This is a genomic window from Streptomyces sp. NPDC048255 (assembly GCF_040652415.1).
In the GTDB taxonomy this organism is placed as follows: Bacteria; Actinomycetota; Actinomycetes; order Streptomycetales; family Streptomycetaceae; genus Streptomyces.
The window spans coordinates 1-14,250 of sequence record NZ_JBEZMA010000013.1 but is presented as its reverse complement, the minus strand read 5'-3'; the positions used below and the strand labels follow the sequence as shown (position 1 = coordinate 14,250).

Genomic DNA, 14,250 nt, shown 5'->3' with positions numbered 1-14,250 from the left:
CCAAAAACCAGCCCCGCCGGCGTTTGAGGCGCGGGGGTCCGGGGGCCGGCCCCCGGCAGCGGCGCCGCACACGCAGACGGACCGGTCAGGAGCGGACGGCCTTGGCCAGGTCGGCCAGGAAGGCGGCCACCGCGCCGGGGCCCGGCAGGACGAGGTCGGCCCGGGCGGCGAGTTCCGGGACCTCCGCCGAGCCGCTGCACACCAGCAGCCCCGGCAGGCCGTCGGTGCGCCGCTTCTCGACGGCGGCGAAGGCGGCGAGGTCACCCAGGTCGTCCCCCGCGTACAGCACCGACTCCGCGCCCGTCTCCGCGAGGAACTCCGTCAGGGCGACCCCCTTGTCCGTGCCCGGCGGCCGCAGCTCCAGTACGGCCCGGCCCGGCTCGACCATCAGCCCGTGGCGCGCGGCCAGCTCGGCCAGGGGTTCGCGCAGGGCCGCGAAGGCCGCGTCGGGGTCCTCGGCCCGGCGGGTGTGGACGGCCAGCGCCCGGCCCTTCTCCTCGATCCAGGTGCCCCGCCAGGCCCCGATCGACTCCAGGAACCCCGGCAGCTCGGCCCGTACCGCCGCCACCCCTGGGTGCTCGGCGGGGGCTTGGACGGTCCCGGTGACGGCGTCCCAGCGCTCGGCCCCGTAGTGGCCGAGGACCACCAGGTGTTCGAGTCCGGCGACCCCGGCGAAGCCCCCGTAGCGGACGGCGACGCCCGCCGGCCGGCCGGTGATCACGGCCACGGAGGCCACTTCGGGGGCCAGCGCGGCGAGGGCGGGCACGGCTCCCGGGTGGGCGCGGGCCTGGTCCGGGTCGGGGACGATGTCGGCGAGGGTGCCGTCGAAGTCGAGGGCGACCACGGACCGGCGGGGTGCGCGGAGCAGGGCTTCGAGTCCCTCGCGTCCGGCTGCGGTGACGGGCATCGGCAAGTCGTGCGGATGGCTCCCCATACGGATGACCCTAACGGCCCAGCGGCACGACGGCTACGGCGCGGACCGCGCCCGCCGCGGGCGGCACGCGCCCGTCACCTGCGGGCCCGCTGGGCCTCACGGATGCGCCGCAGCCGGTTCACGGTGCCCGGCGCGTGGGCCAGCGCGCGGGGGTCGTCCATGAGCACGTTGAGCAGCTGGTAGTAGCGGACGGGGGTCATCCCCAGCCCTTCGCGTATGGCCCGTTCCTTGGCTCCGGGGCCGGGCCAGGTACGTCCCTCGTACGCGAGCACCGCGGCCTCCGTGGCCGTCAGCTGCCCGTCGTCCGTCATACCGCCAGATTAACGCCGCCCACCGACACCGGCCCGGGCGGTGGTGGCCGCCCCGGGCCGGGCGCGGGCCGGGCGCAGGCCGGCGCGGGCCGGCGCGGGCCGCGGGGGTCCGTACGGGTCTGCACGTCAGTGCGTCAGCGCGGGTCGGCCGCCCGCGCCGCCGTCGCGATCTCTTCGAGCACCTTCGCCGGCTGCCCGCCCGGCTGGACGGTCTTGCCGATGTTCTGCTTGATGTCCTCGCTCACGCCCGCCCAGGACTTCTTGCCGACCGGGTACAGCTTGGACTTCGGCAGGGCCGCCAGGAAGGTCTTCAGCTGCGGGACCGCCCCGCCCGTCCCGTCCTCCATGGCCCGGTAGCCGCTGGTGGTGACGGGCAGCAGGTCGTAGGTCTGGGTGAAGGCCGTCACGTTCTTCGCCTCGTACAGGTAGTCCAGGAACTTGCCGGACTCGGTCTTGTGGCCGTTCTTGAAGGCCATCACCCAGTCCGCGACGCCCATCGCCGGCTGCTCGGTCCCGTCGGAGGTGGGCAGGGTGACCATGCCGAACTTCACGCCCTTGCCCGCGGCCTGCTTGAGCAGCGTCGGGTGGCCGTTGAGCATGCCGACCTCGCCGCGCGTGAAGGCGTCGAAGGCGGCCTGGCGGTCCAGCTTGCCCGGCTCGACCGGGCCGGTCAGCCCCTGGCCGACCATCTTGTCGCGCAGGAACTCCAGCGTCTTGACGTTGTCGGGCGAGTCGATGGAGTAGGCCTCTTCGTTGTCGGTGTAGCCGCCACCGCCCGCCAGCATCCACATCATGGTCTCGGCCTGTGCCTCCTCGCGGCCCAGCGGCAGCGCGAAGGGGGTCTGGACGCCGGCGCCCTTGAGCTTCTTCGCGGCGGCCTCCAGCTCCGCCCAGCTCTTGGGCTGCCAGGGGGTCTTCCCGTCCTTGGGGACGACCCCCGAGTCCGCGAGCAGCTTCTCGTTGTAGAAGAGCAGCCGGGTGCTGGCCACGAAGGGCATGCCGTACTGGATCCGCTTGACCTTGCCCGCCTCGGCGAGCGGTCCGAGGAAGTCGGCCTCCGTCTTCACGGAGAGCAGCTCGTCCACGGAGTACAGCTTGCCCTCGGCCGCGTAGTCGGCGTAGGCGCCGATCTGCGCGATGTCGGGGGCCTTGCCCGCCTTGACCATCTCGGCGACCTTGGCGTCGACCTCGGACCAGTTGTAGACGCTGACCTCGACCTTGATGCCGGGGTGGTCCTTCTCGAAGGTGTCGGTGAGGCCCTTCCAGTACGTCGCCGACGAGTTCTGCGGATTGTCCCCGTAGTCGGCCGCCACGACCCGCAGGGTCACCTCGTTGTCCCCGGTGAGTCCGCCGAGGGCTCCGCAGCCGGTCAGCGTCACGGCGGTCAGGCACAGCGCGGCGCCGGACGCGGCCAGCCTCAGGTAACGGCCCTTCACAGTTCTCCATCCACCCCTTGTTGTACGTACGATCCACGTAAGGTCTACACCACTTTGGCGGCGCGTCCACATCCGGATCCGGTCCGTGCCCGGTTCGCGCCCGGACCTTGGCCCCGGATTTGTATGGCCACTCAACAATCCCTCCCAATGGACTAGACCTTTCCACGCCGAGCACGCGAGACTGTCCCCTGTGAAACCCGTGAAACACGTCATCGCCCTCGATGTGGGCGGCACCGGGATGAAGGCCGCCCTGGTCGCCGCCGACGGCACCCTGCTCCACGAGGCGCGCCGCGCCACCGGCCGCGAGCGGGGCCCCGACGCCGTCGTCGAGACGATCCAGGACTTCGCCGCCGAACTCCTCGACACCGGCCGCGAGCGCTTCGGGCGGACCGCCTCCGCCGCCGGGGTCGCCGTCCCCGGCATCGTCGACGCCGAGACCGGGACCGCCGTCTACGCGGCGAACCTGGGCTGGCGCGACGTCCCGATGCGCGAGCTGCTCAGCAGACGCCTCGGCGGCATCCCGGTGGCCCTCGGCCACGACGTGCGCACGGGCGGCCTCGCCGAGGGCCGCATCGGGGCCGGCCGCGGCGCCGACCGCTTCCTCTTCGTGCCGCTGGGCACCGGCATCGCCGGAGCCATCGGCATCGCCGGCCGCATCGAGGCGGGCGCCCACGGCTACGCGGGCGAGATCGGGCACATCGTGGTCCGCCCCGGCGGCCCCGCCTGCGGCTGCGGTCAGCACGGCTGCCTGGAGACCCTCGCCTCCGCCTCCGCCGTCAGCCGCGCCTGGGCCGCCGCCTGCGGGGACCCCGACGCGGACGCCGCGGACTGCGCCAAGGCCGTCGAGGACGGCGACGCGCGCGCCCGCGAGGTCTGGCTGGCCGCGGTCGGCGCCCTCGCCGACGGGCTGGTCACCGCGATCACCCTGCTGGACCCGCGCACTCTGATCATCGGTGGCGGGCTCGCCGAGGCGGGGGAAACCTTGTTCACACCACTACGGAAGGCCGTCGAGGAGCGCGTGACGTTCCAGCGGCTCCCCCACATCGTTCCGGCGGCCCTCGGGGACACCGCCGGATGCCTGGGCGCAGGGCTGCTCGCCTGGGACCTACTCGCCACGGAGGTACCTGCCTGATGTCCGGAAGCGCGCACAGCACTGTTCTCTCCGGCGCCAGGGTGGTGCTGCCCACCGGAACCGTGGCCAACGGCCGGGTCATCGTCGAGGGCGACCGCATCGCCGGCAGCGCCCGCGAGGGCGCGCGGGTCATCGACCTGACCGGGCACTGGATCGTCCCCGGCTTCGTGGACATGCACAACCACGGCGGCGGCGGCGCCTCCTTCACCTCCGGCACCGCCGAGGAGATCCTCAAGGGCGTACGGACCCACCGCGAGCACGGCACCACCACCCTGGTCGCCTCCACCGTCACCGGGGACCTCGCCGAACTCGCCCGGCGCGCCGGGCTGCTCGCCGAACTGACCCAGCAGGGCGAGATCGCCGGCATCCACTTCGAGGGCCCCTTCATCAACCCCTGCCGCAAGGGCGCCCACGAGGAGACCCTGCTGCGCGACCCCGACCCGGCGGAGGTCCGCAAGCTGGTCGACGCCTCGCACGGCGCCGCCCGCATGTTCACCCTGGCCACCGAACTGCCGGGCGGCCTGGACTCCGTAAGGCTGCTGGCCGAGCACGGGGTGATCGCCGCGATCGGGCACACGGACTCCACGTACGAGCAGACGCGCGAGGCCATCGACGCGGGCGCGACCGTGGCCACCCACCTCTACAACGCCATGCCCGGCATGGAACACCGCGCCCCGGGGCCCATCGCGGCGCTGCTGGAGGACGAGCGGATCACCGTCGAGCTGATCAACGACGGCACCCACCTGCACCCGGCCATGCTGGAGCTGGCCTTCCACCACGCGGGCGCGCACCGCGTGGCGCTGATCACCGACGCGATGGACGCGGCCGGGTTCGGCGACGGGACCTACCGCCTCGGCCAGCTGGAGGTCGAGGTCAAGCAGGGCGTGGCCCGGCTCGTCGAGGGCGGCTCCATCGCGGGCTCGACCCTGACCCTGGACACCGCCTTCAAGCGCTCGGTCACCCTCGACAAGCTGCCGGTGGAGTCCGTGGTGCAGGCGATCTCCGCCAACCCGGCCAAGCTGCTGGGCCTCTACGACCGGATCGGCTCGCTGGAGCCCGGCAAGTACGCGGACCTCGTCGTCCTCGACGCCGAGTTCGAGATCCGGGGCGTCATGCGGCACGGCGAATGGATCGTCAGCCCGCCCGCCCGGGCGGCGATCTGACGGCCAAGCGGCTGTAAGCGGCCGAGCGGCCGGCCCCAGGACTGGGCCGACCGCTTTCCGTTTGGCATGATCCCGGCAGCGACAGACCCGGGGGAGCCCATGATCCTGACCGTGACGCTCAACAGCGCGCTCGACGTCACGTACCGCGTGCCGCGGCTGCGCCCGCACGCCTCTCACCGGGTCAGCGCCGTCGGCGAACGCCCCGGCGGCAAGGGGATCAACGTCGCACGGGTCCTGGCCGCGCTCGGCCACCCGGTGACCGCGACCGGCTTCGCGGGCGGCCCGGCCGGCTCCCTCGTACGGGAACTGCTGGCCGCCTCCCCCGGGGTGGTCGACGCCCTGGTCCCCTGCGCGGGCACCACCCGCCGCACCGTCGCCGTCGTCGACGAGGCCTCGGGCGACACGACCCAGTTCAACGAGCCCGGACCGCTGATCAGCGCCGAGGAGTGGGCCGCGTTCCTGGCCCGGTACGCGGACCTGCTGGCCGGGGCCCGCGCGGTGGCCCTGTGCGGCAGCCTCCCGCCCGGCGTACCGGTGGGCGCCTACGCGGTCCTCGTACGGGCCGCCCGCGCGGCCGGGGTCCCGGTCCTGCTGGACACCAGCGGCGAGGCCCTGCGCCGCGGCGTCGCCGCCCGGCCCGAGATGATCAAGCCGAACGCCGCCGAACTGGCCGAGCTGACCGGCTCCCGCGACCCGCTCCCCGCCACCCGCGACGCCCGCCGCCGGGGCGCCCACGCGGTGGTCACCTCACTGGGCCCGGACGGCCTGCTGGCCGCCACCGCCCAGGGCACCTGGCGGGCGGCCCCGCCCCGCGCCCTGTCCGGCAACCCCACCGGGGCCGGTGACTCCGCGGTCGCCGGACTGCTGTCGGGCCTGGTGGAGGGGCTGGACTGGCCGGACCGCCTGGCCCGCGCGGTCGCCCTCTCGGCGGCCACGGTCGCCGCCCCCGCGGCGGGAGACTTCGACCCCCGCACCTACGAGGAGGTACGGGGGTCGGTGAAGGTGACGGCGGCTCAGTAGCCCGCCGCGGGACGGGCGTTGCCCGCCGTCCGCGTTGCCCTGAGGGGTCGGCCTGTCAGCGTTCGGCTGTCAGCGTTCTGCCCTGTCAGCGTTCTGCCCTGTCAGCGTCGGCCGTCAGAGTTCGGCCGTCAGCGCTTCTCCAGCACGAACTGGTCGATGGCCGCGTCGCACGAGTTCCCCTGCTCGCAGGAGATCCTGATCGTGTTCGTGCCCTTCTTGAGGTTGACGTAGGCGTAGGTGTTGGTCCAGCCCTTGGCCCAGTCGCCCTCGGCGGCCTTCGCGAAGTTCTTCATGTTGAGCGCACGGTTCTGCGCGTTCCCGTTGACCGTCAGCGTCGTGTTGGCGTCCTTGCCCGGCACCCCGTAGAACATCCGGAAGGTGTACTCGCCGTCCTTGGGCACCTCCACGGTCCAGGTGACGGCCGCGCCGACCTGGTTGAAGTTGCCGACGTACTGCCCGCCCGCGCTCTTCGCGCCCGGCACCGCGCTCAGCAGCGCCGCACCGCCCGTCAGGTCCATCCCCGCGCCCGAGGCGTCAGCCTTCGGCAGCGGGGCCTCAGAGGGCTGCGGAGAGCCGCTCGGGGGCGGGCTGGCGGGGTTCTGCGGGGCCGACGACTGGTTCGGGTTGTCGTCCGCCTGGTTCTTGCCGCCCTTTTCCTTGCCGTCGCCCCCGAAGGCCAGGGCCGCGCCGATACCGATCGCGACGGCCGCGACCACCGCCACGGCCGCGATGAGCAGGCCCTTGCGGCTGGAGCCGCCACCGCCGCCGTGACCGCCGTGGCCGCCGGCGTGCGACATGGTCTGGGTCTGGTGCTGCGGGAGCTGCTGCTGCGGAACGCCGTAGCCGCCCGCCTGGAGCGCCTCGGGAGCCTGGTACTGGGCCTGGTAGGGGGGCTGCGGGGCAGGACCCGGCTGCTGGGGGACGGGGCCGCGCTGGCCGCCGTACGTCCGCTCACCGACCGTGCGCACCTGGTGGTGCGAGGTACGGGGAACACCCGGCTGCGGGCCGGAATGACCACCGGCCGCGGGGCCCGGATAGCCGTATCCACCACCCGAAGCGGGCGGGGTGGCTCCGGCCGCCTGGCCGTCCGCGTAGAGATACCCGAACGGATCATCGTCCTCGGGCTTGTTCGCCCCACCGTGCGGGCCGTTGTTCGCGGGCGTCGTCATCGCAGGTCACTCCTTTCGACCCCCGGGAGCCTACCCCGAACACGTGCACCCCCGGGCGGCCGATCGGCTCAGCCGGCCCGCCGGTGCGCCTTGGACCGGGACCGCTTCTCGATGTACATGCGCTGGTCGGCGGAGCGCAGCACCTCGTCCGCGGACATCCCGCAGCTGGCCCAGCCGATGCCGAAACTGGCACCGACACGCACCGCACGGCCGTCCACGCGGATCGGCGGGATGATCGCGTTGCGCAGCCGGACCGCCAGGTCGGCGGCGTCCGCCGCGCCCAGACCGTCGGCCAGGACCACGAACTCGTCACCACCCAGCCGGGCGACGGTGTCACCGTCCCTGACGCAGGTGGTCAGCCTGCGGGCCACCTCGATCAGGACCGCGTCACCCGTGTGGTGACCGAACCGGTCGTTGATCGACTTGAAGCCGTCGAGGTCGCAGAAGAGCACCGCGAGCCCCTTCGTCCCGTCGTCGATGTCACTCGCGGGCGCCACCGTGTGCACGTGGTGGTCGTAGGGGCCGTCCGCCTGCGCGGGCACCCCTCCGGGGAACTCGAAGGGGTCGTGCCCGGCGTAGCGGTCCGGGCCGTCGGGTTGAAAGCCGTGCTCACCCGCACCACCCGCCTCTGCCCGCGCTCCGTGGGCCTCGTAGCCCTCGTGTCCCTCACGGCCCTCGAAGGCCGCGTCCAGGGCCTCGACGGCGGTCGCCCGTACGGACTGGGGCCTGCGGCACAGCCGGGCCCCCAGCCGGGCCCGCAGCTCGGCGCTGTTGGGCAGGCCGGTCAGCGAGTCGTGGCTGGCCCGGTGCGCGAGCTGGAGCTCGTGCCGCTTGCGCTCCTCGATGTCCTCGACGTGCGTGAGCAGGAAGCGCGGCCCGTCGGCGGCGTCCGCGACCACGGAATTGCGCAGCGAGACCCATACATACGTGCCGTCGCGCCGGCCCAGGCGCAGCTCGGCGCGGCCGCCCTCGGCGGAGGTGCGCAGCAGCGTGCCGATGTCCTCGGGGTGGACCAGGTCGGAGAAGGAGTAGCGGCGCAGGACGGAGGCGGGGCGGCCCAGCAGCCGGCACAGGGCGTCGTTGGTGCGCAGGAGCCGGCCGTGCTGGTCTCCGCCCATCTCGGCGATGGCCATACCGCTGGGCGCGTACTCGAAGGCCTGCCGGAACGACTCTTCACTGGCCCGCAGCGCCTGCTGCTCGCGTTCGAGCCGGACGAGGGCGCGCTGCATGTTCGCGCGCAGCCGCGCGTTACTGATCGCAATCGCCGCCTGGAAGGCGTACATCTGGAGCGCTTCGCGTCCCCAGGCGCCCGGGCGGCGGCCGTTCCTCGGTCTGTCCACCGAAATGACACCTAGAAGTTCCCCGCCGGACGCATACATCGGGGCGTACAGCCGGTCCTCCGGATGCCATTCGTCCTCGAACCGCGGCTCGGGCCCCTCGGTGTGCCACTGGGGGACGTCGTCCTCCATGAGGATCCAGCCCTCGGTGTGCGGGATGAACCGCAGCCCGTCCCAGTTCTCACCCATCGTCAGACGGCGTTCCCAGGAGGAACGGGAGCCGACGCGGCCGGTGATGAGGGCCTCGGCCGCGGGGTCGCCGGCGAAGGCGGCGACGACGAGATCACCGTCCGGGCGTACGAGGTTGACGCAGGCGAGTTCGTAGCCGAGGCCCGCGACGATGCCGTCCACGACGGTCTGCAGAGTGTCCGCCAGGCTCCGGGCCGTATTGAGTTCGGCCACCACCCGGTGCAGCTGCCGCAGGGTCGCAAGACGGACGTACGGCTCCGACTCGGTCTCCATTGCTCGCTCTCCCCGAGACCTCGACAGCAACTCCAGGTTTGTCATCGGCGTTTCGTTGCGGTGTCCCGTCCACTGAATCACAGTGAGCTGTGCGGCAGGTACACAGGGTCAACAAATCTTGCTCTCTGTGACTCAAGTCACATGAGATGAATAATGGCGCGCAACAGGCCCTTCTCCCCAGGAGTCGCCCTCCTTCATTCGCTAGAGCAAACGACACGCGGGGTCCTAGGCCGAGGGGCGGGGACGCGGCTCGGACCAAGGCCCGATGTGCGGAGCGGGACCGCGACCTTAGCGTGTTGCCGTGCCCAAGACGACCCCCGTACCCCCCATGTCCCGAGTGCCCGGGCCCAGTGCCCCGCCCACCCACCGCACCCCTCATCCTGGGGGAGTGAGCAACGACGAGTTCCGGGCAGCGATGTCCCGGCTGGCGGCGGGCGTGTGCCTGATCACCGCGCACGAGACGCCCCTGACGGCGGACGGACCGCGCGGCGAGGACGTGGGCATGACGGCGACCGCCTTCATGTCGGTGTCACTGGACCCGCCGCTGGTGCTGGTGAGCCTGCGCGAGGGCTCCCGGATGGACGACCTGCTGGCGGAGCAGCCGTTCTGGGCGGTCTCGGTCCTGGCCGACCACCAGCTCCAGGTCGCCGGCCGCTTCGCGATGAAGGGCCGCATCAGCGACCGCCTGCTCTTCGCGGACCTCCCCTACGTCCGCGGCGAGGCCTCCGGCGCCCCGCTGCTGACGGGCGCGCTCGCCACCCTGGAATGCCGTACGGAGAACCGGGTCGAGGCGGGTGACCACACCCTGGTCATCGGGCGCGTCCTGACGGCCGGACTGCCGTCCCCGGACGCGCCGCCCCTGACGTACTTCCGCGGCCGGTACCGGCACCTGAGCTGACCACCCAGCCCCGCCGGCGTTTGAGGCGCGGGGTCCGGGGCAGCGCCCCGGCAACGACGCCGCACCGCACCAGCGCAACACCGGCTCGCGGCAGCGCACGGCGCCGCACCGCCGGGCCCCGCCTACCAGTCGCGGCCGGTGCGGCCCCGCTTGGTCTCGGCCCGCGCCTTCTTCTCCCGCAGCCGGCGCTCGTTGATCCCCCGCGGTATCTTCGTCGCCCGGCGCGGCTTCGGCGGCGGCGCCGTCGCCTCCGCGAGCAGCGAAGCCAGCCTGACCAGCGCCATCTCCCGGTTGCGGAACTGCGAGCGGTGCTCCGAGGCCCGTACGGTCACCACCCCGTCCACCAGCCGCGCCGCGAGCCGCTCCAGCGCCCGCGCCTTCCACACCTCCGGCAGCGCCTTCGTCGCAGCCAGGTCGAACAGCAGTTCCACGCGCGAGTCGGAGGTGTTCACGTGCTGCCCGCCCGGCCCCGAGGAACGCGAAAAGCGCCAGGCGAGCTCGCCCTCGGGGAGCACGACCGAACCGCGGATGACATGGGGACCAGACATGCCCCTATGATCCGTGGCCGTTCGCGCCCCGTCACCCGCATTTCACGACGGGAACCCGCCTGCCCCTCGTCGCGTTATAGAAGACAGCGGTAACTTGGCCGCACATCGCGGTCAGTATCTGCGTACGTGCACCTGCATGTCGGATGAGGAAAGGGACATTCCCATGGCTGTCAGCCTGTCCAAGGGCGGCAACGTCTCGCTCACGAAGGAGGCCCCCGGCCTCACTGCCGTCACGGTCGGCCTCGGTTGGGACGTCCGTACGACCACCGGTGTGGACTTCGACCTCGACGCCTCGGCCATCGCGGTCAACGCGACGGGCAAGGTCGTCTCCGACGGCCACTTCGTCTTCTTCAACAACAAGTCCACCCCGGACCAGACCATCGTCCACACCGGTGACAACCGCACCGGCGAGGGCGCTGGCGACGACGAGGCCATCAACGTCAACCTCGCCGGCCTCTCCACCGACGTGGACAAGATCGTCTTCCCGGTCTCGATCTACGACGCCGAGAGCCGCAGCCAGAACTTCGGCCAGGTCCGCAACGCGTACATCCGCGTCGTGAACCAGGCCGGCGGCGCGGAGATCGCCCGCTACGACCTCTCCGAGGACGCGGCGACCGAGACCGCCATGGTCTTCGGCGAGCTCTACCGCAGCGGCGCCGAGTGGAAGTTCCGCGCGGTCGGCCAGGGCTACGCCTCCGGCCTCACGGGCATCGCGCAGGACTTCGGCGTCAACGTCTGAGTCAGCGTCTCCACAGCGACGCCTCGCTGGTGAAGCCCCCTCCCGGCCGTCCGGGGAGGGGGCTTCGCTACCGTTCACCAGGTGATCCTGCAACCGCTCGTACCCGTGGACGGCGCCCTGCCGGGCCCGGTCCTCACCGAGATCGCCGCCCTGTACGCGACGAACCACGCGTTCTTCGAACTCAGCGGCGACTTTCCCGACCCGGACCGCATCACGGTCGAACAGGTCGCCGCCGCCCTCGCCGACGAACTCGCCCATGACGGCGCCGAGGTGCTCCTCGCCCGCTCCGCCGGCCGGCTCGTCGGGCTCGCGGCCACCCTCGCCCACACTGGCCACACTTCCCCTGGCGACCCGGCCGCCGACGACCCGGACCCGTGGATCGGGCTGCTGCTCATCGACGCCACCGCGCACCGCGAGGGCTACGGCCGCACCGTGACGGCCCTGGTCGAGGACCGCTTCCGTACGGCGGGACGCACGGGCGTACGGCTCGCCGTACTCGACAACAACCCCCAGGCCCTCGCCTTCTGGCAGTCCCAGGGCTACACGGCCCTGCGCCAGGGCGCGGACCGCGAGCGCGGCCGCGCCTGCACGGTGCTGCACAAGCCCCTGACGCCCGCGCCCTAGCGGGGCCGGCCCTCCCCGTACAGCCACACGTCCCAGACCTTCTTCAGGTCGTGGCCCGTCTTCCGCTCCGCGTAGGCGGTGAAATCGGCCGTACTGGCGTTCCCGTGGCGGTGGTCGGCGGCCCAGCCGCGCAGCAGGGCGAAGAACTTCTCGTCCCCCACCTCCTGGCGGATCCGGTGCAGGACCATCGCGCCCCGCTGGTACACCGGGCTCCCGGAGATGTGCTCGGGCCCGGGCGGCGCGGCAGGCGGGAAGGCGGCCCAGTCGGAATCCGCCTCCGCGTCCACCTCCGTGTCACCGGCCAGGAAGGCCTCGAAACGGGCCTGCGCGGTGTGCCCGCCGTGGTCCTCGGCCCACAGCCACTCGGCGTAGGTGGCGAAGCCCTCGTTGAGCCACATGTCCTTCCAGGACTTCGGCGACACCGAGTTGCCGAACCACTGGTGGGCCAGCTCGTGCAGGACGAGTTCCTCGTCCGCGGGCGCGCCCGGGTACACGGGCTTGGTCTGCGTCTCCAGCGCGTACGCCAGGGTGCCGCCGGGCAGCACGATCGCACCCGCCGTGCTGAAGGGGTACGGGCCGAAACGGCCGCTGCCCCACTCCACCATCTCCGGCAGCCGCGCCAGCGGCCCCTCGCTCAGGGCCGCCTCCTCGGGCGCCACCGCGTTGTACACGGCGACCCCCGACGGGGTCCGCCCCTTCGTCACCTCGTACTTGCCGACGGCGGCGGTGGCCAGGTAGCTGGCCATCGGCTCCGGGCTGTGCCACGCGAACTCCGTCCGGCCGTCACCCGTATCGCTGCGGGAGCGCAACTCGCCGTTGGACACCGCCTCGTAGCCCCGCGGGACGGTGAGGGTGATGTCGTACGTGGCCTTGTCGCTCGGGTGGTGGTTGCCGGGGAACCAGGTCATCGAGCCGACCGGCTCGCCGACGCCGACCGCGCCGTCCCCGGTGGTGATCCAGCCCTCCTCCGACCCGTCAGGATCCGCGAGGGCCTTCGGCTTGCCGGCGTAGTCGACCTCCGTACGGAAGACCTCGCCCTTCTTCAGGTCCTCGGCCGGACGCACGGTCAGCTCGTTGCCCGTCCGGTTGAACCGGGCCGCGGCGCCCTGCACCGTCACGTCCTCCACGCGCAGGCCGCTGAGGTCGAGGTTGAAGGAGCTGAGGCCCTGCTCGGCGCGGGCCGTGATGACGGCCGTACCGTTCAACTGCCCGTCGGCGGGGTCGTAGTCGAGGTCCAGCGCGTAGTGCTCGACCTGGTAACCACCGTTGCCGGCCTTGGGGAAGTACGGGTCGCGCAACCCCGCCGCCCCCGGCCGGCCCTGCACGGTGCCGCCCGTACACGCCGCGGTGAGGGCGAGCAGGACGGCGGCGGCGGTGACGGACAGGCGGGATCGAGCGCGTGGTTCCACGCGCTCGATCCTAAGCGGGCCGCCCTCTGCGATTACTTGGCGAGCGCGTCGACACCGGCCTTGGCGAACTTCTCGTCCAGCTCGCCGCTCGGGGCGCCGGCCACGCCGATGCCCGCGACCGGGGCGCCGTTCGCCTGCACCGGGGTGCCGCCGCCGAGGAAGAGGGTGCCGGGGATGTCCTTCAGGTTCGGGGTCTGGGCGAGGCGGCCCACGAGCACCGAGGTCGGGGCGTTCCAGGACACGGCGGTGAAGGCCTTGCGCTCCGCCGACTCGTAGGACTGCGGGCCCGCGCCGTCGCCGCGCAGGGTGACGATGGTGTTGCCGTTGCGGTCCACGACCGCGACCGTCACCTTCTGGTTCTCCTTCTCGGCGGCCTGGAGCGCGGCCTGGGCGGCGCGGGTGGCGGCGTCGACGGTGAGGTGGGTGGTCGTGGTGAAGTTCGTGTCCTTCACCTCGTCCTTCTTCGCGGCGGCGGCCGGGGCGGCCTCGGCCGCGGGGGTGGCGCTGGCGCTGACGGCACCGAAGGTGCCGGCGGCCAGGGCGACGGCGAGGGCGGTACCGGTGAGGACGCGGGTGCGGGTGTTCATCTGTGCTCCTGAGAACGATGACGGCATCGGGGCGTCCGGGCCGGTCGGGCCGGCTCGTCCACTGCTCCAAGCCTCAGCCCGAACCCCCCGCCGGCCCGTCCCCGTACCGGCTCGCCCCACCCACCACACCGGCTGACCCCCGTGTCATCCGATCAGCCGATGCGGTACCCCTGGCGGGGCCTGGGCTGTACGGTTCGGCTGCGCCGGGGCCCTGCGGGCGGCTCGGCGGTTGTCGGGTTCGGCTGCGCCTGGGCCCTGCGGGCGGCTCGGCGGTTGTCGGGTTCGGCTGCGCCTGGGCCCTGCGGGCGGCTCGGCGGTTGTCGCGTTCGGCTGCGCCGGGGCCCTGCGGGCGGCTCGGCGGTTGTCGGGTTCGGCTGCGCCGGGGCTCCTGGGGCTCCGCCCCAGACCCCGCGCCTCAAACGCCGGCGGGGCTGGATTTGGCCGTGTGCCCTGCGGGCGGCCTGGCGGTGTGCGGTTCGGC

The 14,250-nt window shown here is 72.8% G+C and carries 14 protein-coding genes; 6 read left to right on the top strand and 8 right to left on the bottom strand.

The annotated features are described in order from the left end of the window. Positions 1-85: 85 nt before the first annotated feature. The 3 genes from otsB to AB0D94_RS13420 form a co-directional block, all read right to left on the bottom strand. On the bottom strand, positions 86-934 hold the full coding sequence (gene otsB, locus AB0D94_RS13430) for a trehalose-phosphatase (protein WP_362050398.1): 849 nt from the start codon (positions 932-934) through the stop codon (positions 86-88). A gap of 74 nt (positions 935-1,008) precedes the next feature. Then, entirely contained in the window at positions 1,009-1,245 is a 237-nt protein-coding gene (locus AB0D94_RS13425; protein WP_031145330.1) for a DUF3263 domain-containing protein, read from the bottom strand. 134 nt (positions 1,246-1,379) lie between these two features. Then, positions 1,380-2,666, bottom strand: a complete 1,287-nt coding sequence (locus AB0D94_RS13420; RefSeq protein WP_362050768.1) for an extracellular solute-binding protein — start codon at positions 2,664-2,666, stop codon at positions 1,380-1,382. A 214-nt stretch (positions 2,667-2,880) separates the two neighbouring features. Here AB0D94_RS13420 and AB0D94_RS13415 point away from each other — a divergent pair, with 214 nt between their 5' ends. The 3 genes from AB0D94_RS13415 to AB0D94_RS13405 all read left to right on the top strand — a co-directional run bounded on the left by AB0D94_RS13415 (position 2,881) and on the right by AB0D94_RS13405 (position 5,996). Beyond that, entirely contained in the window at positions 2,881-3,813 is a 933-nt protein-coding gene (locus AB0D94_RS13415; RefSeq protein WP_362050765.1) for an ROK family protein, read from the top strand. After that, the gene (nagA, locus tag AB0D94_RS13410) at positions 3,813-4,976 is read left to right on the top strand and encodes an N-acetylglucosamine-6-phosphate deacetylase (protein WP_362050394.1); all 1,164 of its coding nucleotides are present in this window, start codon (positions 3,813-3,815) and stop codon (positions 4,974-4,976) included. Before AB0D94_RS13415 ends, nagA begins: the two co-directional genes overlap by 1 nt. Positions 4,977-5,075: 99 nt before the next feature. Next, positions 5,076-5,996 carry a 1-phosphofructokinase family hexose kinase gene (locus AB0D94_RS13405; RefSeq protein ID WP_362050391.1) on the top strand — a complete coding sequence of 307 codons (921 nt, stop codon included), beginning with the start codon at positions 5,076-5,078 and terminating at the stop codon, positions 5,994-5,996. Positions 5,997-6,124: 128 nt separating this feature from the next. On the opposite strand, the gene AB0D94_RS13400 is transcribed toward AB0D94_RS13405, so the two are convergent. Both AB0D94_RS13400 and cdgB read right to left on the bottom strand, forming a co-directional pair. Continuing rightward, entirely contained in the window at positions 6,125-7,165 is a 1,041-nt protein-coding gene (locus AB0D94_RS13400) for a CBM35 domain-containing protein (protein WP_362050388.1), read from the bottom strand. A 68-nt stretch (positions 7,166-7,233) separates the two neighbouring features. Further along, on the bottom strand, positions 7,234-8,964 hold the full coding sequence (gene cdgB / locus AB0D94_RS13395; protein WP_362050384.1) for a diguanylate cyclase CdgB: 1,731 nt from the start codon (positions 8,962-8,964) through the stop codon (positions 7,234-7,236). A gap of 328 nt (positions 8,965-9,292) precedes the next feature. Here cdgB and AB0D94_RS13390 point away from each other — a divergent pair, with 328 nt between their 5' ends. Continuing rightward, complete coding sequence (locus AB0D94_RS13390) at positions 9,293-9,862, top strand: flavin reductase family protein (protein ID WP_362050762.1); 570 nt, start codon at positions 9,293-9,295, stop codon at positions 9,860-9,862. A gap of 122 nt (positions 9,863-9,984) precedes the next feature. Here the strand turns inward: AB0D94_RS13390 and arfB are convergent, their stop codons facing one another. Continuing rightward, a complete protein-coding gene (gene arfB / locus AB0D94_RS13385; RefSeq protein ID WP_362050381.1) occupies positions 9,985-10,410 on the bottom strand; it encodes an alternative ribosome rescue aminoacyl-tRNA hydrolase ArfB in 426 nt (141 codons plus the stop codon). A gap of 163 nt (positions 10,411-10,573) precedes the next feature. Here arfB and AB0D94_RS13380 point away from each other — a divergent pair, with 163 nt between their 5' ends. Together AB0D94_RS13380 and AB0D94_RS13375 are read left to right on the top strand one after the other, a co-directional pair. Then, the gene (locus AB0D94_RS13380; RefSeq protein WP_362050377.1) at positions 10,574-11,149 is read left to right on the top strand and encodes a TerD family protein; all 576 of its coding nucleotides are present in this window, start codon (positions 10,574-10,576) and stop codon (positions 11,147-11,149) included. 81 nt (positions 11,150-11,230) lie between these two features. Next, positions 11,231-11,773 (top strand): GNAT family N-acetyltransferase, encoded by a 543-nt coding sequence (locus tag AB0D94_RS13375; protein WP_362050374.1) that lies wholly within the window; start codon positions 11,231-11,233, stop codon positions 11,771-11,773. Here the strand turns inward: AB0D94_RS13375 and AB0D94_RS13370 are convergent. Beyond that, complete coding sequence (locus tag AB0D94_RS13370; RefSeq protein ID WP_362050759.1) at positions 11,770-13,158, bottom strand: M1 family metallopeptidase; 1,389 nt, start codon at positions 13,156-13,158, stop codon at positions 11,770-11,772. The genes AB0D94_RS13375 and AB0D94_RS13370 overlap by 4 nt on opposite strands. A 56-nt stretch (positions 13,159-13,214) precedes the next feature. Further along, positions 13,215-13,769 carry a heme-binding protein gene (locus tag AB0D94_RS13365; RefSeq protein ID WP_362050371.1) on the bottom strand — a complete coding sequence of 185 codons (555 nt, stop codon included), beginning with the start codon at positions 13,767-13,769 and terminating at the stop codon, positions 13,215-13,217. Positions 13,770-14,250 lie beyond the last annotated feature (481 nt).